This window comes from Pseudoxanthomonas sp. Root65 (genome assembly GCF_001427635.1).
Lineage (GTDB): Bacteria > Pseudomonadota > Gammaproteobacteria > Xanthomonadales > Xanthomonadaceae > Pseudoxanthomonas_A.
Window position 1 is genome coordinate 2,112,348 of sequence record NZ_LMHA01000001.1, and the last position, 24,759, is coordinate 2,137,106.

The 24,759-nt window shown below is 63.8% G+C and carries 19 protein-coding genes and 2 pseudogenes; 10 read left to right on the forward strand and 11 right to left on the reverse strand.

The window, feature by feature from the left end:
* Positions 1-39: 39 nt before the first annotated feature.
* Positions 40-954, forward strand: coding sequence for a UDP-3-O-acyl-N-acetylglucosamine deacetylase (lpxC, locus tag ASD77_RS09420; RefSeq protein WP_055940275.1), 915 nt, complete (start codon positions 40-42; stop codon positions 952-954).
* 201 nt (positions 955-1,155) lie between these two features.
* Here the strand turns inward: lpxC and ASD77_RS09425 are convergent, their stop codons facing one another.
* Complete coding sequence (locus ASD77_RS09425; RefSeq protein WP_055940278.1) at positions 1,156-1,623, reverse strand: DUF721 domain-containing protein; 468 nt, start codon at positions 1,621-1,623, stop codon at positions 1,156-1,158.
* Positions 1,624-1,631: 8 nt separating this feature from the next.
* Here ASD77_RS09425 and ASD77_RS09430 point away from each other — a divergent pair, with 8 nt between their 5' ends.
* From ASD77_RS09430 to ASD77_RS09440, 3 genes are all read left to right on the forward strand, one after another.
* Complete coding sequence (locus ASD77_RS09430) at positions 1,632-2,582, forward strand: M23 family metallopeptidase (protein ID WP_055940280.1); 951 nt, start codon at positions 1,632-1,634, stop codon at positions 2,580-2,582.
* A 170-nt stretch (positions 2,583-2,752) separates the two neighbouring features.
* Entirely contained in the window at positions 2,753-5,503 is a 2,751-nt protein-coding gene (gene secA / locus ASD77_RS09435) for a preprotein translocase subunit SecA (RefSeq protein ID WP_055940282.1), read from the forward strand.
* A 115-nt stretch (positions 5,504-5,618) separates the two neighbouring features.
* Positions 5,619-6,578 (forward strand): Nudix family hydrolase, encoded by a 960-nt coding sequence (locus ASD77_RS09440; protein ID WP_055940285.1) that lies wholly within the window; start codon positions 5,619-5,621, stop codon positions 6,576-6,578.
* A gap of 46 nt (positions 6,579-6,624) precedes the next feature.
* Here ASD77_RS09440 and coaE read toward each other — a convergent pair whose 3' ends face one another.
* The 5 genes and pseudogenes from coaE to ASD77_RS18365 all read right to left on the reverse strand — a co-directional run.
* A complete protein-coding gene (gene coaE / locus ASD77_RS09445) occupies positions 6,625-7,248 on the reverse strand; it encodes a dephospho-CoA kinase (RefSeq protein ID WP_055940287.1) in 624 nt (207 codons plus the stop codon).
* 48 nt (positions 7,249-7,296) lie between these two features.
* Positions 7,297-8,160, reverse strand: coding sequence for an A24 family peptidase (locus ASD77_RS09450; protein ID WP_055940289.1), 864 nt, complete (start codon positions 8,158-8,160; stop codon positions 7,297-7,299).
* 3 nt (positions 8,161-8,163) lie between these two features.
* Positions 8,164-9,324 carry a type II secretion system F family protein gene (locus tag ASD77_RS09455; protein ID WP_327194191.1) on the reverse strand — a complete coding sequence of 387 codons (1,161 nt, stop codon included), beginning with the start codon at positions 9,322-9,324 and terminating at the stop codon, positions 8,164-8,166.
* A 452-nt stretch (positions 9,325-9,776) separates the two neighbouring features.
* On the reverse strand, positions 9,777-11,510 hold the full coding sequence (gene pilB, locus ASD77_RS09460) for a type IV-A pilus assembly ATPase PilB (protein WP_055940293.1): 1,734 nt from the start codon (positions 11,508-11,510) through the stop codon (positions 9,777-9,779).
* A gap of 349 nt (positions 11,511-11,859) precedes the next feature.
* Positions 11,860-11,952, reverse strand: a pseudogene (locus tag ASD77_RS18365) (prepilin-type N-terminal cleavage/methylation domain-containing protein); the annotation flags it as partial.
* Between the two features lie 274 nt (positions 11,953-12,226).
* On the opposite strand from ASD77_RS18365, the gene ASD77_RS09470 reads away from it, so the two are divergent.
* From ASD77_RS09470 to ASD77_RS18110, 5 genes are read left to right on the forward strand one after another with little or no spacing between them, the layout of a single operon-like run.
* Positions 12,227-13,075 carry a glycosyltransferase family 2 protein gene (locus tag ASD77_RS09470; RefSeq protein WP_055940297.1) on the forward strand — a complete coding sequence of 283 codons (849 nt, stop codon included), beginning with the start codon at positions 12,227-12,229 and terminating at the stop codon, positions 13,073-13,075.
* A 40-nt stretch (positions 13,076-13,115) separates the two neighbouring features.
* Positions 13,116-13,907, forward strand: a complete 792-nt coding sequence (locus ASD77_RS09475; RefSeq protein ID WP_055940299.1) for a methyltransferase domain-containing protein — start codon at positions 13,116-13,118, stop codon at positions 13,905-13,907.
* Positions 13,904-14,857 (forward strand): lysylphosphatidylglycerol synthase domain-containing protein, encoded by a 954-nt coding sequence (locus tag ASD77_RS09480; protein WP_055940301.1) that lies wholly within the window; start codon positions 13,904-13,906, stop codon positions 14,855-14,857. The genes ASD77_RS09475 and ASD77_RS09480 overlap by 4 nt, the downstream gene beginning before the upstream one ends.
* The gene (locus ASD77_RS09485; protein ID WP_162247620.1) at positions 14,850-15,686 is read left to right on the forward strand and encodes a class I SAM-dependent methyltransferase; all 837 of its coding nucleotides are present in this window, start codon (positions 14,850-14,852) and stop codon (positions 15,684-15,686) included. Before ASD77_RS09480 ends, ASD77_RS09485 begins: the two co-directional genes overlap by 8 nt.
* A complete protein-coding gene (locus tag ASD77_RS18110; RefSeq protein ID WP_156383540.1) occupies positions 15,683-16,837 on the forward strand; it encodes a glycosyltransferase in 1,155 nt (384 codons plus the stop codon). The genes ASD77_RS09485 and ASD77_RS18110 overlap by 4 nt, the downstream gene beginning before the upstream one ends.
* Before the next feature lie 28 nt (positions 16,838-16,865).
* On the opposite strand, the gene ASD77_RS09495 is transcribed toward ASD77_RS18110, so the two are convergent.
* The 5 genes and pseudogenes from ASD77_RS09495 to ASD77_RS09515 form a co-directional block, all read right to left on the reverse strand.
* Positions 16,866-18,740, reverse strand: coding sequence for a hypothetical protein (locus tag ASD77_RS09495; protein WP_055940307.1), 1,875 nt, complete (start codon positions 18,738-18,740; stop codon positions 16,866-16,868).
* Positions 18,741-18,943: 203 nt separating this feature from the next.
* Entirely contained in the window at positions 18,944-19,273 is a 330-nt protein-coding gene (locus tag ASD77_RS18665; protein ID WP_055940309.1) for a prepilin-type N-terminal cleavage/methylation domain-containing protein, read from the reverse strand.
* 445 nt (positions 19,274-19,718) lie between these two features.
* Positions 19,719-19,811 (reverse strand): annotated as a pseudogene (locus ASD77_RS18375) (prepilin-type N-terminal cleavage/methylation domain-containing protein); the annotation flags it as partial.
* Positions 19,812-20,240: 429 nt separating this feature from the next.
* Entirely contained in the window at positions 20,241-21,641 is a 1,401-nt protein-coding gene (locus ASD77_RS09510) for a sigma-54 dependent transcriptional regulator (RefSeq protein WP_055940313.1), read from the reverse strand.
* 111 nt (positions 21,642-21,752) lie between these two features.
* Complete coding sequence (locus ASD77_RS09515; RefSeq protein ID WP_055940315.1) at positions 21,753-23,375, reverse strand: ATP-binding protein; 1,623 nt, start codon at positions 23,373-23,375, stop codon at positions 21,753-21,755.
* 200 nt (positions 23,376-23,575) lie between these two features.
* Between ASD77_RS09515 and sucC the strand changes: the two genes are divergently transcribed.
* Positions 23,576-24,745: an ADP-forming succinate--CoA ligase subunit beta gene (gene sucC, locus ASD77_RS09520; RefSeq protein WP_055940318.1), complete on the forward strand. Its 1,170-nt coding sequence runs from the start codon at positions 23,576-23,578 to the stop codon at positions 24,743-24,745.
* Positions 24,746-24,759: the final 14 nt, after the last annotated feature.

The window sequence follows — 24,759 nt, forward strand, 5'->3', positions numbered from 1 at the left end:
GCTGCCCGCTCAGGTTCCCCCCACCGGCGAATTCCTTTGATGGCCCAGCAACGCACCCTCAAGAATGTGATCCGCGCGACGGGCGTGGGACTGCACAGTGGCGAAAAGGTCTACATGACCCTGCGCCCGGCTCCGGTCGATACCGGCATCGTGTTCCGGCGCGTCGACCTGTCGCCGGTGGTGGAGATTCCCGCCAGCGCCGAGCTCGTCACCGAGACCACGCTGTGCACCGGGCTGACCTGCGAGGGCGCGAAGGTGCAGACCGTCGAGCACCTGATGTCGGCGATGGCCGGCCTCGGCGTCGACAACGCCTATGTGGAACTGTCCTCGGCCGAGCTGCCGATCATGGATGGCTCCGCCGGTCCGTTCGTGTTCCTGATCCAGTCCGCCGGCATCGCCGAGCAGGACGCCCCCAAGCGCTTCATCCGCATCCTCCGCCCGGTGGAAGTCACCGAGGGCGACAAGGTGGCGCGGTTCGAGCCGTACGACGGCTTCAAGCTGGGCTTCACCGTCAAGTTCGACCATCCGATGATTCCGGCCTCGCAGTCGCGGGCGGAAGTGGATTTCTCCACCGGCGCCTACGTCAACGAAGTCGCGCGTGCGCGTACGTTCGGCTTCATGCGCGACCTAGAATACATGCGCGAGCGCAACCTCGGCCTCGGCGGCTCGATGGACAACGCCATCGTGCTGGACGAGTTCCGCGTGTTGAACGAAGACGGCCTGCGCTACACGGACGAGTTCGTCCGCCACAAGATCCTGGACGCCATCGGCGACCTGTACCTCGCCGGTCGGCCGATCCTGGGCGCCTACGAGGGCTTCAAGTCGGGCCACGCGCTGAACAACAAGCTGGTCCGCGCCCTGCTGGCTGAGACCTCGGCCTGGGAAGAAGTGACGTTCGAGGACCGCGCCATGCCGTCCCCCGTCGCCTATGCGGCGCCGGCCCTGGCCGTCTGAGACCCCCGTCCCGTCGGGACGGTGAATCCGTTGTCGCCCGGTTTCCCACCCCCGTCACGCGGAGGTGAGGGAATGGTTACGCCTTGGCGAAACTGTGAACCCGATCAGAGATTGGGTCCTGGAATAACGCCGTTTTAACTTCTGGCTAACGCCCCGACGGGCGGTGGCCGCTACCATGCCCCGTCCCTCGTGATGGCCGAGTCAAATTTTCCGGCCCCTGCGATGACCGCCCCCAGGGGTGGATGTACCGGCGGAGTCCGGTTCGGACAGGAGGTCGAGGGCCGCTTGCAGCCCTCTGCGGGAGGCCTCCGATACGGGTACGACCGGGTCCTGCGCAGGCTTCGAGAGCGGCGCGGGGCTGGTTTTGGCGGTGACTTCGGTGACCGCCAGTCCGATGGATTGGGCCACGTTGATCAATTCGGGTGCCGCCAGGCGTAGCCGGGCGTTCCACACGGGGGAGTCGACGATAAAAACGAGCCGCTTGCCCGCCACGTTCGCCAACCGGCAATGCGGCGCGAGGGCAGGAGGCAGGCAGGGGCGAAGCTGCTGTTCCAAGGCGTCGAGCCAGAGGGCGCGACGCACCGGGTCGGTGGCGGCATCCGTCAGCGCGGCCTGCAGGGCAGGTTGTGCGATGCCGGCGCGGCGCGGCTTGGACTTCGAATCAGACATCGGTATCTATGAGCTTTAAGACGATCGTAAACAATACGCGTACCTGGTGGGCCCATGCGTCCGCCCATGGTGCCTACCGCATCCGCCTCGCGTTCCACGCGCGTCCGCTGGCCAGTGCCGCGGTGCTGGTCGCGGCCGGACTACTGGTCGGCGTGGCCGGGCGCAGTGCCGCCGGCATGGCGCAGGTCTCGCTGCTGCAGGCGGGCGCCGAGCAGCGAAATGCCGAACTGGACCAGGTCCGCCGCGGCGCCCAGCAGGAAATCAACGCCATGGCCGCGCGCCTGGGCGAACTGCAGGCACAGGCCAACCGCCTGAATGCGCTCGGCGAGCGCCTGACCCGCGTGGGCCAGCTGCAGGACGGCGAATTCGACTTCAACGAGCCGGTGGGCGTGGGCGGCAACGACGTGTCCTACGACATGAAGCCGGCCGACCTGAAGGACGGCGTCGACAAGGTGGAACAGCAGTTCGCCGCCTCCGGCCGTCAGCTGTCGGTCCTGGAAGCGCTGCTGTTCAACCGCGAGCTGGACCGCAATGCGACCCCCGGCCGCATGCCGATCGCCAACAGCTACATCACCTCCGGTTTCGGCGGTCGCGCCGATCCGTTCGGCGGCGGCGGCCAGAACCACAAGGGCATCGACTTCAAGGCGCGCGTGGGCGATCCCGTGCTGTCGGTGGCTGATGGTGTGGTGAGCTTCGCCGGCGTGAAGGGCGGCTACGGCAACGTCATCGACGTCGATCACGGCAACGGCTACGTCACCCGCTATGCGCACAACTCGCGTCTCAGCGTGCGGGCCGGCGACTTGGTCCGCGTGGGCCAGGAAGTCGCCAAGGCGGGTTCGACCGGCCGCTCGACCGGTGCGCACGTGCATTTCGAAGTGTGGGAGAACGGGCGCGTGGTCAATCCGCGCAAGTTCCTGGGCGAAGGCCCCACGCCGGTGGGCCAGGTCAAGCGCGGCTGATCGCGCGGAACCAATCGGGGACCGGGTGGTCTGACGGCCCGCCTTGATTCCCCGGGCGGCGCCCCAAGCTACAATACGGTGTTGCCAGACAGGGCGCCTTGCGCCCTGTTTCGTTTTGGGGCCGCACACGCTGCGCCGCCCCGGCGTTCCCTTCCTTTCCGGTTCCCTACATGATCAACAACCTGCTCACCCGTGTCTTCGGCAGCCGCAACGAGCGCCTGCTCAAGCAGCTGCACCGCACCGTCGACAAGATCAACGCGCTGGAAGCAGAGCTGCAGAAGCTCACCGACGAGCAGCTGAAGGCGAAGACGCCGGAGTTCCAGCAGCGCATCGCCGGCGGGGAGTCGCTCGACAAGATCCTGCCCGAAGCCTTCGCCGTCTGCCGCGAGGCCAGCCGCCGCGTGCTGGGCATGCGGCACTACGACGTGCAGCTGATCGGCGGCATGGTGCTGCACCTGGGCAAGATCGCGGAAATGCGTACGGGTGAAGGCAAGACCCTGGTCGCCACGCTGCCGACCTACCTCAATGCGCTGGAAGGCAAGGGTGTCCACGTCGTCACCGTCAACGACTACCTGGCCCGCCGCGACTCGGCCTGGATGGGTCGCCTGTACAACTGGCTGGGCCTGAGCGTCGGCGTGGTCTACCCGGGCATGCCGCACGGCGACAAGAGCGCCGCGTACGCTGCCGACATCACCTACGGCACCAACAACGAATTCGGCTTCGACTACCTGCGCGACAACATGGCCATGTCGCGGGCCGACCGCTTCCAGCGTGGCCTGCATTACGCCATCGTCGACGAAGTCGACTCCATCCTGATCGACGAGGCCCGTACTCCGCTGATCATTTCCGGCCCGGCCGACGAGTCGCCGGAGCTGTACATCCGCGTCAACCGCATCGTGCCCCAGCTGATCAAGCAGGAGAACGAGGAAGGCGAGGGCGACTACTGGGTCGACGAGAAGGGCAAGCAGGTGCACCTGTCCGAAGCGGGCATGGAGCATGCCGAGGCACTGCTGCTGCAGGCCGGCATCATCAGCGAGGAAGAACCGCTGTACGGCGCCAACAACCTGTCCGTCGTGCACCACCTCAACGCCGCGCTCCGCGCGCACGCCATCTACCAGCGCGACGTCGACTACATCGTCCGTGATGGCGAAGTGGTCATCGTCGACGAGTTCACCGGCCGCACGCTGACCGGCCGCCGCTGGTCCGACGGCCTGCACCAGGCGGTCGAGGCGAAGGAAGGCGTGCCGGTCCAGCGCGAGAACCAGACGCTGGCCAGCGTGACGTTCCAGAACCTGTTCCGCATGTACAACAAGCTGTCCGGCATGACCGGCACGGCCGATACCGAAGCCTTCGAGTTCCAGAGCATCTACGGCCTGGAAGTCATCGTCATCCCGACCAACCGCCCGACCGTGCGCAAGGATTCGCCGGACCAGGTGTTCCTCAACCGGCAGGGCAAGTTCAAGGCGGTGCTGGCCGACATCCAGGACTGCTACCAGCGCGGCCAGCCGGTGCTGGTGGGCACCACCTCGATCGAGACGTCGGAAATGCTGTCCGACTTCCTCACCAAGGCCGGCGTGCCGCACGAAGTGCTCAATGCCAAACAGCACGAGCGCGAAGCGCACATCGTCGCGCAGGCCGGTCGTCCGCGGGCGATCACCATCGCCACCAACATGGCCGGTCGCGGTACCGACATCGTGCTGGGCGGTTCGCTGGAAGCCGAATACGAAGCGCTGCCGGAAGACGCCAGCGACGCCGACCGCGCCGCGGTGAAGGCCGAATGGCAGAAGCGCCATGACGAAGTGAAGGCCGCCGGTGGCCTGCACATCGTCGGCACCGAACGCCACGAATCGCGCCGCATCGACAACCAGCTGCGTGGCCGTTCCGGCCGCCAGGGCGATCCGGGTTCGTCCCGCTTCTACCTGTCGCTGGAAGACAACCTGATGCGCATCTTCGCTTCGGACTGGGTCCAGAAGGCGATGAAGCTGATCGGCATGAAGGAAGACGACGTCATCGAGGACAAGCTGGTCAGCCGGCAGATCGAGAAGGCGCAGCGCAAGGTCGAGGCGCACAACTTCGACATCCGCAAGAACCTGCTCGACTTCGACGACGTCAACAACGACCAGCGCAAGGTGATCTACGCCCAGCGCGACGAACTGCTCGACGCCGATTCGGTGAAGGACAACATCGACGGTATCCGCGGCGACGTGGTGGCCGAGACGGTGGCGCGCTTCGTGCCGCTGAACTCGGTGGACGAGCAGTGGGACCTGCAGGGCCTGGAGCGCGAACTGGGCGAGGAAATGGGCGTGGACCTGTCCGTGTCGCGCTGGCGCGAGGAGGCCGAGGAGCTCGATGCCGAGACCATCGAGCGCCGCGTGCAGGAGGCGATGGACAAGCACTTCGCCGACAAGGAAGCGGCGATCGGCGACGAGACCATGCGGGCGCTGGAAAAGCACATCATGCTCACCGTGCTCGACAAGAACTGGAAGGAACACCTGGCGCGCATGGATTATCTGCGCCAAGGCATCCACCTGCGCGGCTACGCGCAGAAGCAGCCCAAGCAGGAGTACAAGAAGGAAGCCTTCGAGCTGTTCTCCAGCATGCTGGAGCGGGTGAAGAGCGAAGTGGTCACGCTGCTGTCGCGCGTGCGCATCCGCAGCGAGGAGGAAGTCGCCGCGCTGGAAGCGCAGGAGCGTGCGATGGCCGAAGCGCAGGCGCGGCAGATGCAGTTCCAGCACCAGGATGCCGGCGGCTACAGCGCCGACGAGGAAGCCGAGCAGGCCCAGCTGGCGGCGGCGCAGGGCGGCTACGTGCAGTCCGGTCCGATGCCGGCGCACCGCGACGCGCCCAAGGTCGGCCGCAACGATCCGTGCCCCTGCGGCAGCGGCAAGAAGTTCAAGCACTGCCACGGTCAGCTGGCCTGAGCGACGCCGTCACCTGTAACCGGAAAAGCCGCGCACTGCGCGGCTTTTTCGTTGCGGCCACCGAAGACACCCGGACTATTTGCGTCTACCTGCCGGTTCCCGGCAAGCTTCCGCCATGTCCACTCCGTTGCGCTCCATCCACGTCATGGCGGCCGTCATCACCGACGCGCGCGGCCGCATCCTGCTCGCCCGCCGCACCGAGGGGCGCGACCTGGCCGGGCGCTGGGAGTTTCCCGGCGGCAAGCAGGAGCCCGGCGAAACTGCCGAAGACGCGCTGGTGCGCGAGCTGCGCGAGGAACTCGGCATCGAGGCCCGCGTGGGCGAGCACCTCATCAGCGTCCCGCAACAGTACCCCGACAAGCGGCTGTGCCTGGAAGTGCGGCACCTGACCGGATGGGAGGGGACGCCGCGCGGGCACGAAGGCCAGGCGCTCGCCTGGGTCGCGCCGGACAAGCTGACGCGCTACGACATGCCGCCGGCGGATCGCCCGGTGGTGGCGGCGCTGCTGCAGCCGGACCGCTATCTGGTCACGCCGGAACCGGAGGACCCGGCGCGCTGGCTGGCATCGCTGGAGCAGGCGCTGGCCCAGGGCATCCGCCGGGTACAGGTGCGCGTCCGCAGCCTGTCCGGGGACGCGTGGCGCGCACTCGCGATGGAGGCGGTCGCGCGCTGCCGCGCGGCCGATGCCGAGGTGCTGCTCAACGGCGACATCGATCTCGCCCGCGACCTGCAGGTGGGCGTGCACCTGCGCGCAGCACAGTTGGTCGAACTGGGCGCGCGGCCGCTGCCGGACGGACTGCCGGTCGCCGCGTCCTGCCACACGGCAGCCGACCTGCAGCAGGCGGAGGTGCTGGGTTGTGACTTTGCGCTGCTGGGCAGCGTCCACCCGACCTCCAGCCATCCGGACGGCGAACCGCTGGGATGGCCGGGCTTCGCCCGCCTGCGCGAGGGCGTATCGCTGCCGATCTACGCGATCGGCGGCATGACGACCGACCACATCGCCGATGCGCGCCGGCACGGTGCGCAGGGGATCGCCGCGATCCGGGGGCTGTGGCAGGAGAACCGGGCGGTCTGAGCAGCCGGCGGTCGCCTCGACGTCTGTTCTCAGTCTTCCACTGGGTTCAGACCGACAACATTGAAGCCGCCAGCGCCAGATAGCGCCGGTGCAGGTCGTCCGCCGCGCGTTGCAGGTGGGCGATTTCGCCGTCGTTGACGACGATGTCGTCCGCCAGCGCCAGCCGCTCTACGCGCGAGGCCTGCGCGGCCATCATCTTTTCGGCCAGCGCGGCATCGATGCCGTCACGCTGCATCAGCCGCTGCTTCTGCACGTCGGTGGGTGTGTCGACCACCAGGATCCGGTGCAGCCACGGGTAGGCCGCGCGTCCACCGCCTTCGGTAAGCAGCGGGATCGTCGCGATGGCGTAGGGGCTGGTGGCCTGACGGCAGATCGCTTCCAGCCGCTGACGGATGGCGGGGTGCACGATCGCTTCCAGTGCGCGACGTTCCGTGTCATGGCCAAATACGCGCACGCGCAGGGCCACGCGGTCGAGCTGGCCGTCGGCCTGCAGCAACTCATTGCCGAAGCGTTCCACCACGGCGGCCAGTGCGGGCGTGCCCGGCTGGACCACTTCGCGCGCCAGCAGGTCGGCGTCGGCCACGACGATGCCGTGCGCGGCGAATGCTTTTTCCAACGCGCTCTTGCCCGAGGCGATGCCGCCGGTCAGTCCGATGAAGTACTCGCTCATGGGACGATTATGGGGCAGGGCATGCGGGGCCGAGGTCCCAGAAACGGCTTACTTGAGCCCGGCGAACCGCAGGTAGGCGTCGACGATCTGCTGGCCCCAGAAGAAGACGATCCAGCCGGCGATGGCCAGATAGGGACCGAACGGGATCGGTGTGGCGCGATCGCGGCCCTTGATGCCCAGCCACACCGAGCCGACCACGGCGCCGACCAGCGAGGAAATCAGGATGATCGGCAGCACGCCGCTCAGTCCGACCCAGGCGCCCAGTGCGGCCAGCAGCTTGAAATCGCCGCGCCCCATGCCTTCCTTGCCGGTCACCTGCTTGAACAGCCACCACACCAGCCACAGCGATACGTATCCGGCTATCGCGCCCAGCAGCGCGGGCTTGGCCGGCATGTAGAGATTGTCCAGGCTGCCGATCAGACCCAGCCACATCAACGGCAGCGTCAACTGGTCGGGCAGCAGCCGCGTGCGCAGGTCGATGCCGCTCAGCGCCACCAGGTAGCAGCTCAGCAGCGCCGCGCCGAAGCCCTGCCAGCCGAAGCCGAACCGCCACACCGACGCCACCGCCAGCAGGGCGGTCAGCAGTTCGACGATCGGGTACTGCGGCGAGATGGGCGCCTTGCAGTGCCGGCACTTGCCGCGCAGGGCCAGCCAGCTGAACAGCGGGATGTTCTCGTACCAGGAGAGCGCGGTCTTGCAGTGCGGGCAGTGCGAGCGCTCCACCACGATCCCGGGCGGCGGCGGATCGTACAGCTCCGGCTCCTCCAGCACCTCGCGCGCGTCGCGCTTCCACTCCCACTCCAGCCGCCGCGGCAGCCGCAGGATGACCACATTGAGGAAGCTGCCCACCAGCAGGCCAAGGCCTGCCACCACCGGATACCCGAGTTCGGGGTGCTGATCGAGGAATGCCACTACTTAGCCGACGACCGTTGCCGCGATCTTGAAGATCGGCAGGTACATGCCGATGACCAGGCCACCGACCAGCACGCCGATGATGACCATGATGAAGGGTTCCATGAGGCTCGACAATGCGTCCACGGCATTGTTGACCTCTTGTTCGAAGTACTCCGCCACCTTGAACAGCATGGTGTCGAGTGCACCGGCCTCTTCGCCGATAGCCGTCATCTGTACCACCATGTGGGGGAACAGCTGGGTCTGTTTCATGGCCATGTTAAGTGGATAGCCCACGGACACGTCATCGCGCATGCGGTGCACTGCTTTCTCGTATACGGTGTTGCCAGTCGCGCCAGCGACCGTTTCCAGGGCCTCCACCAGAGGTACGCCAGCCTTGAAGGTCACCGCCGTGGTGCGTGCGAAACGCGCGACGGACGAGTTGTGCATGATCTGTCCGATCACCGGTATCTTCAGGATGGCCTTGTCGACGGCATGCTGGAATGCCGGAGACCTCTTGAAGAAAAACGACGTCAGGAACGAGGCGCCGCCGATAATGATAAGCAGCAACCACCAGTAGCTGACCATGAAGCGAGAGGCGGCCATGATCATCTGGGTGAACGCCGGCAATTCGGTACCAAAGCTTGCGAAGGTCTTCTCGAACTCGGGAATCACGAACATCAGGATGACGGCGCTGACAAGGATGGCCACTGCAATCGTCATCGCAGGGTAGAACATCGCCTTCTTGATCTTGCCCTTCAGCGCCTCGATGTTCTCCTTGTAGTTGGCGACAGTCTCCAGCACCGTCTCCAGTACGCCCGCTGCCTCGCCCGCACGTACCAAGTTGCGGTACAGCTCGTCGAACTGGACCGGGTGCTTGCTGATGGCTTCGTACAGAGAGGAGCCGCCCTCGATGTCGAAGCGGATCTGCTCGACCATCTTCTGCATGCGGATGTTCTTCTGTCCGCTCTCGATGATCTCAAGCGACGATACCATCGGCACACCGGACTTCATCATCGTCGCCATCTGGCGGCTGAAAAACGCAATGTCCTTCGCCGAGACCGGCTTGCCGGCCGCACCGAACAGGGGCTTGCCCTTCACCTTCACCACGCTCGGCGTGATGCCCTGCTTGCGCAGTTCGGCACGCAGGAAGTTGGCGTTCTTCGACTGCTGTTCGCCCTTCATCTTGACACCGCGCTTGTCGGTGCCCTCCCAGACGAACAGGTTCAGCGGGTTCTCGCGCACGGGCGCGGTCACGGTCTTCTTCGCAGCGGAGCGGGTCACGGCCATCGGTAGTCCCCTGTCCGGATTTCCCCACCCGGACTGTCAATGCCGCATGGTAGCCGGTAATCGGCCCAATGGAAGCGTCCTGCCTGTGACGGGGGCCGGGTTTCGGTGATATGGGCCGCCGGGGCGGGCGATGTCGTAGCAGGGCCTCGTCAGCAGTACCTCGTCTATGCCCCTCGGCACACGGGCGGACGCTTCACCCAATCAGCACATCTGTAGGAGCGCCCTGGGGCGCGATGCTCTCCCTTCCGTGATCGAAAAGCATCGCGGGCATGGCCCGCTCCTACAGGGCTTCCGGGAGCATGGCGGGCATGGCTTGTTCCTACGGGGCTTCGGGGAGGGACGCGGTATCAGTCCTTGGTGACGCGGTTGATCTCGGCCAGGCTGGTGACGCCGTTGCGCACCTTCAGCAGGGCCGACTGGCGCAGGTCCTTGATGCCTACCTTCTGCGCAGCCTCGGCGATCTGCAGCGCGTTGCCCCCTTCCAGCACGATCTCCTGGATGGCCTCGTTCATCGGCATCACCTGATAGATACCGGTACGGCCTTTGTAGCCGCTGGTGCATTCGTCGCAGCCGACGGCCTCGTAGACGGTGAAGCCGGTGGCGATCTCCGCGTCGCTGAAGCCCTCGGCCAGCAACGCCTGCGGCGGCAACTGCACCGGTCGCTTGCACTTGGAACACAGTCGGCGCGCCAGGCGCTGGGCGATGATCAGCGTCACCGAGCTGGTGATGTTGTAAGGCGCGATGCCCATGTTCATCAGGCGGGCGATGGTCTGCGGGGCGTCGTTGGTGTGAAGAGTGGACAGCACCATGTGGCCGGTCTGCGCGGCCTTGATGGCGATCTCGGCAGTTTCCAGGTCGCGGATCTCGCCGACCATGATGATGTCCGGATCCTGGCGCAGGAAGCTGCGCAGGGCGGCCGCGAAGGTCATGCCGCGCTTGACGTTCTGCTGCACCTGGTTGACGCCGGGCAGGCGGATTTCCACCGGGTCTTCCGCCGTGGAGATATTGCGGGTCTCGTCGTTAAGAATGCCCAACGCGGTGTACAGGCTGACCGTCTTGCCAGAGCCGGTGGGGCCGGTGACCAGCACCATGCCGTAGGGCTTCTGGATGGCGTCCTCGAACAGCTTCTGCTGGTCCGCCTCGTAGCCCAGCTTGTCGATGCCCAGCTTGGCGGCGCTGCCATCCAGGATACGCAGCACCACCTTCTCGCCGAACAGTGTTGGCAGGGTGCTGACGCGGAAGTCCATCTGCTTGCTCTTGGACAGGTTCAGCTTGATGCGGCCGTCCTGCGGCACGCGCTTTTCCGCGATGTCGAGCTGTGCCATCACCTTGATGCGCGCGGAAATGCGGTCCTTGAGTTTGGTCGGGGCCTTGGCCACCTGCTTTAATATGCCGTCCACGCGCAAGCGCACGCGGTAATCGTTCTCGTAGGGCTCGAAATGGATGTCCGAGGCGCCGCGCTTGATTGCGTCCACCAGGACTTTGTTGACGAACTTGACCACGGGGGTGTCATCGCCCTTGGCGTCGACGGCTCCCTCGCTCGCGCCGTCCTCGTCCCCTGCTTCCACGTCGAGGCTTTCCAGCCCGTCGTCATCGTCGCCGAAGTTGCTCGAAAGGGCATTGGCGGCGTTCTGCCACTGGTCCAGCGTGCGTCGGAGCTGGTCCTCGTCCACCAGCACGGGTTCGATGATCAGATTGGTATGGAACTTGATCTCGTCCAAGGCTCCATGGCTGCGGGTCGGGTCGGCCACACCCACGAACAGCTTGTTGCCGCGCTTGAACAGCGGCAGCACTTGGTGCTTCTGCAGCAGTTCCTCGCTGACAAGCTTGATGGCGCTGTGGCTGGAGTCGAACGCCTGCGCATCCAACAATGGCATGCCGAACTCCATGGCATTGGCCGCCGCCAGCTGGGGTGCCGTCACCAAGCGCTTTTCGGCAATCCATTGGGGCAGCGGCACCTTCGCCTCGGTGGCACTTGCCATGGCGGCCCGGGCAGAGGCTTCCTCCAGGGCACCGTCCTGGACGAGCCTGCGGGCGAGCCCTGTGATGCCGACGAGATTAGGTGCAATGGCTGCGTTCATGGCATTTCAGTTCCTGCAAAAAGCGGTGAAATCGCGCGCATCGCTGCGCTAGGTCGATTGTTCGAGGGGGGCGATGGATATCGGGGACACCGTCCTTACGTTTCCGGCGGGGTCACTGGAGCTGGCAGTCGCCGGTCGTCATATTGCACTGGGTTTGCCGGTTGCCCGGTTGCTGCGGGGTCCCGGTAATGTTCGCCCCCACAGCGGTGGCGTCGTCTGCGTTCGCGCAGGCCTGTTGTGGCGCAGCCTCGGGCGTGTCGCCATTACGGATTACCGCCAATGAGACGCCGGCGTAGTTTCTCATTTCCGCCAGACACGCACTCTCGGCACTGCGCGTCCGGTACCCGTTGTAGGCCGGCAGGGCGATCGCGGACAGGATGGCGATGATCGCCACGACGATCAGGATTTCGATCAATGTGAAGCCTCTTGCATCGCGGTGCATGCTGACCACCTGTCGTTGGGGTTCCCCGAGAATGGAGAACAAGCAAGTAACGCGCCAACTTTAAGCGCAAACAACGTCAACACGGCGGCTCGGGGAGGCAAAAGTGTGACCGACATGCCCTGGCACGGGTGGCAGCTCAAACCTCTGGGGGGGCGATGAGAGTGGGAGCGGCGGTGTTGGACGGCTCAAGGTACCGCTCCGGGGTCCATTTGCGCTACTTGACGGGTTCCCCGGCGCGCAAGCTTCCGGCTACCCTATCGAAAAGGGGAAATTAATGACCATATCCGTCATCCTTCCGGCCAAGAACGAGGCCGAGGGCTTGCGCCGTACGTTGCCCTCGCTGCGGGCACTCATGCCTGATGCGGAACTGATCGTGGTGGACGACGGTTCGACCGATGACACCGCTGGCGTTGCTGCGAACTTGGGGGCCAAGGTGTTGTCCTCTCCCTACTCAATGGGCAACGGCGCAGCAATCAAGCGCGGCGCCAGGGCCGCCAGCGGTGAAGTATTGGTATTCATGGATGCGGACGGCCAGCACGACCCTTCCTCAATCGATGGCCTGTTGGCGAAGTTGGACGAGGGCTTCGACATGGTCGTCGGCGCACGCGACTGGTCGGGGCAGGCGGGCGTGCACCGGGGCGCGGCGAACGCCTTCTACAACTGGCTGGCCAGCCGCATGACGGGCTTCGACGTGAAGGACCTGACCTCAGGCTTCCGCGTGGTGCGGGCCGAGAAGTTCCGGGAGTTCATCCACCTGCTGCCCAATGGCTTCAGCTATCCGACCACCAGCACCATGGCGTTCTTCCGCAGCGCCTACGCGGTGGCCTATCTGCCGATTCCCGTGGCCAAGCGCCTGGGCAAGAGCCATATCCGGCCGCTCCGCGATGGCGTCCGCTTCCTGCTGATCATCTTCAAGATCGCCACGCTGTATTCGCCTTTGAAGCTGTTCGCGCCGACAAGTGCGACCTTCTTTCTCATCGGGCTTGCGTACTATGCGTATACGTTTGCGACCGATGGACGGTTCACCAATATGAGCGTGCTTCTGTTCAGCGCTGCCGTCATCGTGTTCCTGATCGGATTGATTTCGGAGCAGATCACCGCGCTGACGTATCGGAAAGACTGAGCATGCCTGCTGGACAAAGACACGAGGCGGAGCGGCGCGCATGAAGACCAGTCCGTTGCTTGGGGTGGTTGCTCCTGAGCTTGGTTGGGTGCCGACCCCGAGATTCCTGTTGCGCCGAGACCGCATCATGCGCTTGTTGGCCGAATCATCCCTGGGAAGGCTTGTAGAAGTGGGGTGTGGCGGGGGCTCGCTGTTGCACGAACTCGCGCAGCGCAGTGACGAGGCCACGGGGATCGAGACCTCCGCGCGCGCGCGCGCGCTGGCATCTGCCATAGCTAAGTCAGGGGATGGAAAGCAGGTGATCATTGCCGCGCCGGATCCCGTCTGGCACCAGGACCGCGAGATCGTGTGCGCCTTCGATGTGCTTGAGCACATTGAACACGATGGTGCGGCCATCGAAGAATGGGCAGGATGGCTGGTGCAAGGTGGAAGGCTCTGCCTATCCGTGCCCGCCCACCAGAGCCGATGGGGCGCGGGGGATGAGTGGGCGGGTCATTGGCGCAGATACGGACGGCAGGACCTCAAGAACCTGCTGGTCTCGAAGGGCTTCGTCATCGAGCACATCGAATGCTATGGATTTCCACTGGGAAATCTTACCGAGTGGTATGGCGAGCAATTCTACAAGCGCGCATTGCGCGAACGGCAGGGTAGCGTCAGCAAGTCGGAGGCGACCGGCGAAAGCGGTGTCGAGAGGGACTACTACATCAGGAAGTTCAAGTGGCTGGATTCCCCGTTGGGTCACGCGCTGCTACGCCTTTCGAGCGTAGTCCAGAGCTTGGCTTCCCGCACGGACTGGGGAACGGGCTACCTCGTGCTGGCAAGGAAAGAATGAGGCGGTTCTGGCGCTTTGCGGCAGGCATCCTGGCGCTGGCACTGACGGTCTATTTTTTGATCGTTGCTTCAAAGGCGCTCGATCCGGCCATGCTGCGGCAGGCCTTCGCATCCGGAAGTGTGTGGCTGGCGGTGTCCATAGCCGCAGTCCTGTACGCCTTCATCATTCCCGTCACGGGCTGGGCATGGTCCTTACTTCTGTCTGCGCGTTCCGAGTCATGGTCGCCTGCGGTGCTGTCGATGACCCTTGGCCTGTCACAGCTCGCAAAGTACATCCCAGGCAACATCGCACAGCATGCGGCGCGCGCGACCCTGGCCATGCGAGAGGGCATGGCTCCCACTTCGCTGGTTGCCACGGTGACCCAAGAGACGGTACTGGCCATAGCAGCCAGCGTGGTCGTCGGTCTCCTCGCGCTGGTGGCAAGCGGGCGCGGTTTGTCATCGCTTGGGTCCGACCATGTCAACCTACTCATGGTTTCAGCGGGGTTCCTCTGCGCTGCTGTACTACTGCTTTCGGTTTTCCGACTATCAGGACGCTATCGTCCAGGCGGCAAGGTTGCCGGCACACTTGCTGCACTCGTCGCTATGCCCGGATGGAGGGCAACGAGTGCGGCACTGTCGGCGTACGCTTTCAACTATCTTCTGATCGGTGCCGGGCTATGGTGCGTAGCGATCGCTCTGGGGGAATCCACGAGCCTGAGCTATCCCGTGGTGACCTCGGCGTTTGCGTTGTCGTGGTTGCTGGGATTCATGACGCCAGGCTCGCCAGCCGGCTTGGGCGCACGCGAGGGCATCATGCTCATGCTGCTGCAGGGCGCTGCCAGCTCCGAAAAGCTTGTGGTCTTCGTGCTGCTGGCACGCGTCGTCACCATGGTCGGTGATGTCATCAGTTTTCTCGGGGCTGCAGTCTTGCGAGCCCGAATCAAGCAGGTGGGGGCGGACAATGACTGATCTTGAAGTTTCCGGAGAACGGATGATCGAAGATGCGTACGTGCGCTCCGTGGATGCCTACGTCATCTACATAATGCATACCGCCTCGTATGCTTTCGCCAAGCAGTTCTGTGCGGGAAAAGTCGTTCTGGATCTTGGCTGTGGAAGCGGCTATGGCGCGGCGCGCATAGCCGAACACGCGGAGAAGGTTCACGGCGTGGATGTCGATGGGGCAGCGGTTGCGTTTGCGCAGCAGCGCTACTCGCGCGATAACGTTTCATTTTCTCGGATTGAAGGCGGAAGGGTACTTCCGTTCGCGGACGCATCGTTTGATGTGGTGTTGTCGTTTCAGGTGATCGAACACGTCTGGGATGACGGTGGTTACTTGAGGGAAGCGCAAAGAGTGCTGAAGCCGGGAGGAGTTGTCGTCGTGGTGACGCCCGACCGCAAGCATCGGCTGCTGCCAGGCCAGCGCCCGTGGAATCGCTGGCATGTCCGCGAGTACTCCCGTGCGCAACTCGAGCACAAGGTGGGCCAGTATTTCGCTATCGCAGCGTCGCTGAAGATGGGGGCGGCATGGGATGTGGCTGGTGTGGAGATCCGACGGTACCGGAAAACCAAATGGCTGACACTGCCCTTCACTCTGCCAATCTTGCCTGAGATGTTGCGTCGGCGTGGACTAGATTTTCTTCATTCGCTACGCACTAGGCCAGGAAAAGTGGGTGCCGACAAGAGAATTCCCGTGGCGCAGTTCGGCTTTGACGAGAGCGCAATGTTGATCGGAGAAGAACCGCCAAACCCATTGAATCTGGTGATTGTTGGCCGAAAAGTAGATGGTGCTGAAGCGTGAAGCGCCTGCTGGTCGCCGGCGTTGCCATGCGCGGAGATGGCTATCCGAACGCAGTGAACACTGTGAGACTTCTGCGGCGCAACGGGCAATGGGATGTGCGGGACCACGCCGACTGGTTGCCGGACGAGACCCGGCTGTGGCAACTGGTCCGGGGTCGTCTGCTGCCACGACTTAGTCTGATGTTGCGGCTCGGGGCGGGCGGATTCGTTCAGGCTGTTGGCCTTTGTGCGACTTTCAAGCGTGGTGATGTCGCCTACTTGCCGTATCCCGCGCCCCTTACGCTGTGGTGGTTATCCATGATTCCAGCACGGTGGCGACCGTATTGCATGGCGGATGCCTATGTTTCGTTGTGGGATTCTATGTTCAGGGATCGTGGCAATGGAAATTCAAAGGGAGTTCTTTCGCGCGTCGTACGCTTTTTCGAGGGTAGAGCATTGCGTGCGGCTGACTTGGTGCTGGTCGATACCGAAGCGAATAAGCGTCAGATGATCTCGGATTTTTCGCTGTCGCCAGGCCAGGTGAGATCATTGCCGCTCGCGATTGATGAGCAGCTATTTCTTGGGCCACCAGTTGCTGCCCGAACTGGCGCTTTGCGGGTACTTTTTGTCGGAACCCTGGTGCCTCTTCATGGAGTAGAGGTGGTGCTCGCCGCTTCAGATAAGCTGGCAAGCATCGAGGGCATAGAGATCCTGCTCGTTGGTGATGGCCAGCAGGGGGGATTGGTCGAAGATTTCATCAGCAAGGGCGCGCCGGCCAACTTTCGTTGGGTGCGCGAGTGGCGATCCATGAGTAGCATCGCGCGCGAGATCGAGGCTGCCGACATCTGTCTAGGCGTGTTCGGTGGAGCTGGAAAAGCGTCGCGCGTACTGCCATTCAAGCTCTACTACGCGTTGGCGGCAGGCAAGGCAGTAGTGACACAGGCTGACTATGCGTTGCCGGCTGACCGGCCACCGCTTCCGGCAATCTTTCTGACCTCGGCGGGCAATGATGATGCGGCAGAAGAGCTCGTGAGGGTGATTATGGCTCTTGCCGCTGATGCCGATGCACGGTCGACTCTAGGAGCAGAAGCGCGCATCTACTTCGAGCGACAATTATCGGCTGAGGTGATCGAGCGCGAATGGCGTGACATCCTTGATCGCGTGGGCGAGTAGCTTCCGTTTTGGGAGCGGGCGATCTAGTTCAGTTGTTGGGTGTCTGGACGGGGGTTGCAGGGGCAGCAAGCCTGCTAGCCACGAGTTTGTCGATTGTCCTTGCTAGATCTGGCCTGCCTTTCTCTCTCAGTTCAGCAGCAAGCTCCTGAGAATAGACATCGTAGGGTGGTGCGGCGCTTATCGCTTTGATGAAGTAAGGCATTGCCTGATCCGGCTCGGAAAGATCGTTCATGACGAAGTTTCCGATTGAGGCAACCTCAGCAGGATTCAAAGGTGCCCTCTGAACCAAGGTTGAAAGTGCTTTGAGCAACCCTTGCTTGTCCAGCTCGACGCCATTGAGCGCATGATGAGTGAGGATTTGAGGTGCCCTGCGGTTGTCGAAACTCATGCTTACCGTCTCCAGTCTTTGCTGGAATCGGTCCCAATCCTGCTGAGTTACATCGCCGCGGAGAGTCTTCAGAACGACCAGAAGCGCGGTGCTGTTGAGCGCATACGGAGCGTTGTTTGCTCCTTGGGCGCATGCGTCGATCGCTTGGCTTAGATAGGGGTTTTCCTTCTTTGCGCCACCGCCTTCCTGGAAGTAGCTTGAACACAGCGCAATCCATGCTCGAGCTGAGTGTGGTGCGAGTTCGGTGCTCGTGTGCGCGAGCTTCAATTTTCCACTCCAGCTATGCGCACGCCATGCGGTGGCCCCGCCGAGCGCTATCAGCAGCGTAATGCAGGTGAAGGTCGCTGCGCCGCTCGGCATCCTTATGCGCTGGCTGACATATACGAGAATACTGCCGATGGCCAGAACGGCACCTACTAACGCGAAATGATTGCGATGCTCGAAAGCGAGTTCAAGTCCCACCACGTTGCTGGCGACGAAGTGTGCACTGAAGAACAGGAAGACACCCAAGGAAAACAAGGGCCAGCGCATGCGAAAGCGCCAAGCAGCGCCCAGCAAGCACAGCAGCGCGACAATGGCCGGAAGCGTGGTCCATGGCTGCAGTAGGCTGCGCGACGGCTGTATCCAGTCATAGTAGAACGGCATATGTTGCGGCGCGGGCAACATGATTTGTGACAGATACAAACAGAGTACGCGGGCCTGGGTCAGCAGTCGCTCCAACGTAGAGAAATTCCGGCCTGGATACGCATCCCAGTGCCAGAAATGAGGCACCACCAGAAACAGGTAGGCCGCAGCGCCAGCGATTGCTGCGATCGTGTACCAACGGCGAAGGTTCTTGGCCAAACGCATGTCGGCTGCGCCGAAGCGCAGTACCGTCAACTCCAGAGCTAGAGTATATGCAGGTAGAAGAACGGAGTCCTCTTTGCAGCCCAAAGCTGCGAACCAGAGCATCACGGTAAGCAGCATACCCGTCCGACCAGAGCGGCCTTCAATCTGTGCCTTGCGGGCAACGAGGTAGGTCCAAAGAGCCAGAATCAGGAACAGCGTACCCATGGTCTGGATGCGCTGTACGACATACAGTACCGATGACGCATGCAGCGGATGAGCGGCCCATGCCAGCGCGAGGACCGGGGCAGCCCAACGCACTCTTTCGGCCGCGAGTCCTGAGGCCAGCAGCAAGCTACGGAAGAACCACGCCAACATAAAAGCGGTTAGCGCATGGATGACGATGTTCGTAATTCGAAAGGTTGCCGCATCTGCGCCTTCGCCGCGCCAGTAATCTAGTGCAAAACTGAGTGTGGGCAGCACCCGCATTGAGCCAGACAACTGCGGACTGAATGCCACCTCATGCAGTGCCTCCGCATCTAGGCGGGTCAAATGCACCGCTTTGTTGTTGACGATGTTTGGGATGTCATCGAAAACAAAGGCGCCGGGCAGCCCGGGGACAAACACGATGCCCGCAAACAGTGCGACGAGACAGCTTAGGAGAAGGAAACGACCGCGGGTATGGGGCATTCGCATTCGAGTGGTTAGACGCCTTGGCCGGAATGCAGATGTTCGCATGCCGGAGATCCTATGAGGCTAGTTTCCAGGCGCCTGACCAAAAGCAAGAGGTGCGGTATGCTTTTTGCGCTACTAATGTTATCGACGGCTTCTTTCGCAAGCACGGGAGAACGTTTAGCTATGCTTCAATCGCGGTGCGTTCGCAGGCGTCGAGCTTAGTTCAACGAGCAGCTTCCGGTATTCATGTCGCAGGTCGTTGCTCGGTTGCCGGGCGACTGGGGCGTCCCGCTTATATCGGTATTGATGTCTGTGAACACATCGATGCTTGTGCAGGCACCGAGAATCGGTGCGGATTGGGAAGTGTCGTTGTAAAGCGCAGCCAAGGCGAAGCTGGCGTAATTCTTAGTTTCTGCTAGGCACGCGTTCTCTGCAGATCGGATGCGATAGTTGTTGTAGGCGGGCAGCGCGATGGCCGCCAAGATGGCGATAATCGCAACCACGATCATCAATTCGATCAGCGTGAAGCCGCGTGCAGTACCGCGCATGTTGAAGTCCCCAGGCAACGATTGCCTCTGGGCGAATCAAGAGCAAGTAGTGGGCCAGAAAAACGTGCAGCAGGACGTTTCTTGTATGAATCGTGATGGACGTCTCTGTACGATGACCTTCTAAACTATGTTGTTCGCTGGCGGGGGGGGGCAGGGCAGAAAAAAAGCCCCTCTTCCGAGGGGCTTTCCAACTCATCATTTGACTGGGCTGAGCCCTTTCAAATTAGTTGAGCGAGCAGGTGCCCGAATCCGGGTCGCAGGCCGGGTCACGCACGCCAGGATCGGCGCTGGTGAAGGTGCCGGTGGCGCCGGCGCCCGCCGTGCAAGCGCTGGCGGTGAAGGACGGCAGGGTCATGTCAGAAACCGAAGCCGAGATGTAGGCGTTCATGTAGGCCTTGGCTTCGCCGAGGCACGCATTCTCGGCCGAACGGATGCGGTAGTTGTTGTACGCCGGCAGCGCGATGGCGGCCAGGATGGCGATGATGGCGACGACGATCATCAGTTCGATCAGGGTGAAGCCCTGGGCGTTCTTCTTCATGGTATTTCCCCTTTCAGGATTGGCTTGATGGTTGTGGGACACAAGCCCCGTGTCCCTACATGGACCGTGGGCGCCGCGTACAGCGATACGACGCGTGCAGGGATGTAGAGCAGGATGCGTGCCAACTTCTGATACCCCCAGCGATTCCCCCACACTTCCCCGGGAGGAAACCCTGACACCGAAGTCGGGCGGGACTATCGCATCATTCTTTTGCGTTGTGTATCGGGAACTGTGTCCATTCCCGGATCGTGTCACACATTTGAGAATGGCCATTCCGCAGCCGCGTGCGCCAATTCCCTGACACACCTTTGGTTACATGACCCGTCACGTCATAAAGTGACGTGATGCGTCACCCTCGGGTCACTGTGCGATGCGGCGCACGCTTGTGGCGAGACATATATATGCGTGGGGCGGAAGACTCTGCGCCGCCTACTCCATCCCCAGCTTCTTGAGCTTGTAGCGCAGCGCCCGGAAGGTGATGCCCAACTGGGCGGCCGCCTTGGTCTTGTTCCAGCGGTTCTCCTCCAGCGCCTTCTGGATGGCCGCGCGTTCCAACTGCTCGATGTAGTCGGGTAGCGCGCCCGCGGCCGGGTCCACGTCGAGCGCGCCGGGCGCATCGCGGATCACCTCGCCCGGGCTGAAGTCGCCACCGAACTTCTTCCCGGCCGGCGCCTGCGGCAGGTACAGGTCGTCGATCTCGATGCTGTGGCCCTCCGACATGGCCAGCGCCCGCTCCAGGATGTTCTCCAGCTCGCGCACATTGCCCGGGAACGGATAGCGCCCCAACGCCTCCATCGCCTCCGGCGAGACGGAAGGCGCCATCCGGCCGTGCTGGGCGGCCAGACGCTCCAGGATCGCCGTGGTCAGCTGCGACAGGTCGCCAGTGCGCTCGCGCAACGGCGGCACCCGCAGCTCGATGACGTTGATGCGGTAGTACAGGTCATGGCGGAAGCGGCCGTCGGCCGCCAACTCGCCCAGGTCCTTGTGCGTGGCCGACAGGATGCGCACGTCCACCAGCACCTCGCCGGACGCGCCGACCGGGCGTATGGCTTTCTCCTGGATGGCGCGCAGCAGCTTCACCTGCATCGGCAGCGGCAGCTCGGCCACCTCATCCAGGAACAGCGTGCCGCCATTGGCCGCCTGGAACAGACCCTGTTTGTCGGCATGCGCGCCGGTGAAGCTGCCCTTCTTGTGGCCGAAGAACTCGCTTTCCATCAGTTCGGCCGGAATCGCGCCACAGTTGACCGGGATGAACGGCCCGGACGCCCTCGCGCCCTGCTCGTGGATGGTGCGCGCCACCAGCTCCTTGCCGGTGCCGGACTCGCCCATGATGTAGACCGGCGCCTGGCTGCGGGCGACCTTGCCGATGGTTTCACGCAGGCCATCCATCGCCGCCGACGCGCCGAGCAGGCGGCTGGCCTGCTCCGGCGGCGGCGGAGCGGGCGGCGCGCGATCGCTGTTGTTCAGTTCCAACGCATGCTTCACCAGCCCGCGCAGCACGGTCAGGTCGACCGGCTTGCTGACGAAGTCGAAGGCGCCGGCTTTCAGCGCTTCCACCGCCAGCTCGATGTTGCCGAACGCGGTGATCATGGCGACCGGGGTATTGGGGTAGTTGCGCGCGATCTCGCCGACCAGGTCGATGCCGTTGCCATCGGGCAGGCGCATGTCGGTGAAGCAAAGATCGTAGGTGTTGCGGCCCAGCAGTTCGCGGGCCTCGCCGAGATTGGCGGCGGTGTCGATGCGCAGGCCCATGCGGCCCAGCGTCAGCGTCAGCAGTTCACGGATGTCGCGTTCGTCGTCGACGATCAGGGCGCTACGGCTTTGATTCATGCATTCCCCCTACTGCCCCTGTGCCGGCAGTGTACCCAGTGAATGTTAAACATGGTAGGCGACGGATGGACATGATGCCGGCACCGCGGTTGCCGCATTCCGGGTGTGCCACTACGCCGGCAGCAGCGCATGCGGGCCGGGCAGGGTGACGCGGAAGCAGGCGCCGCCGCCGGGCACGGGGACGTATTCCAGCGTGGCCTGATTGGCGCGGCAGAGTTCGCGGGCGATATACAACCCCAGGCCCGTGCCGTGCTCGGAGGTGGTGAAGAACGGGCGGAACAGCTGGGCCGCCACGGCGTCCGGAATGCCGGGGCCCCGGTCCATCACGTCCAGGGTGGGGCGGCCTTCGGCATTGAACACGCGCACCCGGATGCGCGCGGATTCGCCGGGCAGGCGGCCGTAGTTCAGCGCGTTCTGCACCAGCACGGTCACCACCTGCTGCAGGTGGCGCGGGTCGACCAGCGCCGGCACCGCCTTGGCGCCGATGATGGTTTCCAGCGTGTCGGTCTCGATGGAGAGCGTCTGCTGGTAGTCGTCGACGAAGCGGCGGACGAAGGTGTTGAGGTCGACGTGCTCGGGCGTGGCGCGTTCGCGACGGGCCAGGCCCAGCACGCTCTCGACGATGCCGTTGGTGCGCTGGCACTGCTGGTGGATGATCTGCAGCAGGCGGCGGTCGCCGTCGTTGACGTGCGGGGATTCTTCCAGCAACTGCACCGCATAGTTGATCGCGGCCAGAGGATTGCGGATCTCGTGCGCCAGGCTGGCCGAGAAGCGGCCCAGCGCGGCCAGGGTCAGCGACTCGGCCCGGCGCGAGACCACCGTGGCGTCGTCCAGGAAGATCAGCGAGGTCTCGCTGTCGGCCAGCAGGCGGGCGAAGCGCGGTTGTACTTCCGGCTGGTCGGGGGTGAACTGCATGGGCGTTTCGTCGGTCTGCCAGCCGTTGCGCCAGCGCTGCAGGCGGCGGGCGAGCTCCGGCGCGGCATGCAGCAGCGAGACGCCCTGGCCGTCCGCACCCTGGCCGTCGCCGCCCTCGCCGAGCAGCAGGCTGGCGGCCTCGTTGGCCAGCTTGATGTGGTTGTCCGCGTCGACCACGAGCACCCCGGTGCGCATGCGGCGGATGATCAGTTCGTTGACCTCGAACAGGTTGGCGACTTCCTCGCCACGCTTCTCCGCCAGCGCCTGGCTGTGGCGCGCCTTCTGACCAGCCTGGTGCGCCAGGTAGGCCAGGGCCAGGTAACTGACCGCGAACATGATGACCTCGGCCAGCGAGCGGCTCTCGCTCTGGTCATGGAAGAGGGTGACCAAGTACTCGCCGAACAGGGCGGCGATCGCCATCAGCGCCACGACCAGCGCCATCCGCGTGGACGGCAGCAGCAGCGCCGCCGCCGAGACGTTGAACAGCAGCATCATCGCCACGCCAGCGGTGGCATTGGGTAGGGCGTGGGTGATCAGGGCGGCGACGAGGATGTCGATGCAGACGCTGGCGAAGACGATCCAGACCAGCCATTGCACGCTGCGGCCAACGAAGAAAAGTATTAGCGCCAGCACCAGGTAGGCGATGGTGACCACCGTGCCTAGGTCCGGGTGGCGGGGCTCGCCCAGCACGCTGCCCAGCGGGCTGAACATCAGCGCCGCCAGGATGCCGGCTTCCAGCACTCGGTAGAGCGCGAAGAAATACAGTTCGCGGCGCGGGACCGATTCGATGCGGGACAGGAGCGACTGGGCCTGGCGCAAACGCGTACTTCCCCGGTAGCGAGGGGCACAGTATAGGCATGCGGGCCGCCGTCGCGCCCGGCCGGCCCTTTGCCACCAAAGGCTTAGGTCCCGGGTTTTGCGCCCTCCGGCCGCGTCGGCGACAATAGGGGGCTCGCCCAGCCGCCGCCCCCGTGGCCCCGGCCCGGGCGATGTCTTCTGTTCCCTACCCACGGTGACGCATGAATTTCCACGAATATCAGGCCAAGCAGCTGCTGGCCGAGTACGGCATCCCGGTCCCGGCCGGCAAAGTCGCGGCAACGGCAGACGAAGCGGTCGCGGCCGCCCAGTCCCTCGGCAACGGCCCCTGGATGGTCAAAGCCCAGATCCACGCGGGCGGTCGCGGCAAGGCCGGCGGCGTCAAGTTCTGCAAGACCGTCGATGATGTGAAGGCGGCCGCCGGCAAGATGCTGGGCACCAAGATGGCCACCTACCAGACCGCCGGCGTCGAGCTGCCGGTCAACCTGGTGCTGGTGACCACCGCCGGCGAGATCGTCAAGGAGCTGTACCTGTCGGTGCTGGTCGATCGCGGCACCCGCACCATCACCTACATCGCCTCGTCCGAGGGCGGCGTGGAGATCGAGCAGGTCGCGGCCGAGACGCCGGACAAGATCCACAGCCTCAACGTCGACTTCGTCGAAGGCGTGCAGCCGTACCAGGGCCGCGAGTTCGGCTTCAAGATGGGCCTGACCGCCAAGCAGGCGGGTCAGTTCGCCAGCATCATGGTGAACCTCTACCGCATCTTCAACGAGAAGGACCTGGCGCTGGTGGAGATCAACCCGCTGGCGATCCTGGACGACGGCAACCTGTACGCGCTGGACGGCAAGTTCAACAGCGACGACAACGCCGCCTTCCGCCACAAGGACCTGGTCGCCATGCGCGACAAGAGCCAGGAAGACGAGACCGAAGTGCTGGCCTCGGAGATGGACATCAACTACGTGACCATGGACGGCAACATCGGCTGCATGGTCAACGGCGCGGGCCTGGCCATGGCCACCATGGACGTCATCAAGCTCAACGGCGGCGAGCCGGCGAACTTCCTCGACGTGGGCGGCGGCGCCAACAAGCAGCGCGTGATCGAGGCGTTCAAGCTGATCCTGTCCTCGGACAAGGTCGAAGGTATCTTCGTCAACATCTTCGGCGGCATCGTCCGCTGCGACATGATCGCCGAGGGCATCATCGCCGCGGTGAAGGAAGTGGGCGTCAAGGTGCCGGTGGTCGTGCGCCTGGAAGGCACCAACGTGGAAGAAGGCAAGCAACTGCTGCGCGACAGCGGCATGGCCATCATCCCGGCCGACAACATCAACGACGGTGCCAAGAAGGTCGTCGCTGCCGTCAAAGCTGCCGCCTGATCCACGACACCGAA